Annotated in this window: 1 protein-coding gene and 1 pseudogene; both read left to right on the plus strand. The window is 66.5% G+C overall.

The window, feature by feature from the left end:
* Window positions 1–59: 59 nt before the first annotated feature.
* Window positions 60–494, plus strand: a complete 435-nt coding sequence (locus tag KLP40_RS21055; protein ID WP_215595811.1) for a helix-turn-helix domain-containing protein — start codon at window positions 60–62, stop codon at window positions 492–494.
* Between the two features lie 56 nt (window positions 495–550).
* A pseudogene (locus tag KLP40_RS21060) lies at window positions 551–732 on the plus strand (IS630-like element ISMth1 family transposase); the annotation flags it as partial.

Raw genomic sequence — 732 nt, forward strand, 5'->3', positions numbered from 1 at the left:
CTAGTGCTCTGCCCGCATAGTTATTAGACCAGTTTGGTGTCGAGTTCGTATAGGGTCGGATGAACACTTCTTCTTCGATTGAACTGTCGGCTGCCGAGCAAGCGCAGTTGCAGCGGCTGGTTCGCAAAGGCACGGCCCCGGCCCGGCAACTGAACCGGGCGCGCATCCTGCAGTTCAGCCACCAGGGCCATGCGCCCGATACCATTGTGGCCTTGCTGGGCGTGAGCCGGGCCACGGTCTACACTGTGCGCCGCCGCTACCGCCAGCAGGGGCTGGCCGCGGCCCTGACGGAAAAGCCCCGCAGTGGCCAGCCCCGCAAGGTCACGCCCGCCGTCGAGGCCACCATCACGTCGCTGGCCTGCACCGATGCCCCGCACGGGGCCTCGCGCTGGAGCATCCGGTTGCTGCGCGGACGCCTGATCGAGCTGGGCGTGGCCGTGGGCGAGGAATCGGTGCGGCAGGTGTTAAAAAAAGCCAACTCAAGCCCTGGCTGAAAAAGCAGTGGTGCCTGAGCCAGCTCGACGGCGAGTACCTGGCCAAGCTCGAAGACGTGCTGACCCTGTACGCGCAACCGGCCCACCCGGGGCGGGCACGTTTGTGCTTTGATGAGCGGCCCTGCCAGCTGCTGGGCGATAAACTTGCCGCCCTGCCCGTCCGGCCGGGCCAAATCGCCAGGCAGGACCACGAGTACGTGCGCCACGGCACGGCCGTGGTGCTGCTGGCCTACGACCT

It is taken from the genome of Hymenobacter piscis, from assembly GCF_018760735.1.
Classification (GTDB): Bacteria; Bacteroidota; Bacteroidia; order Cytophagales; family Hymenobacteraceae; genus Hymenobacter; species Hymenobacter piscis.

Coding starts and splice junctions, on each gene's coding strand:
- KLP40_RS21055 (WP_215595811.1), top strand. CDS start 60: ATGAACACTTCTTCTTCGATTGAACTGTCGGCTGCCGAGCAAGCGCAG.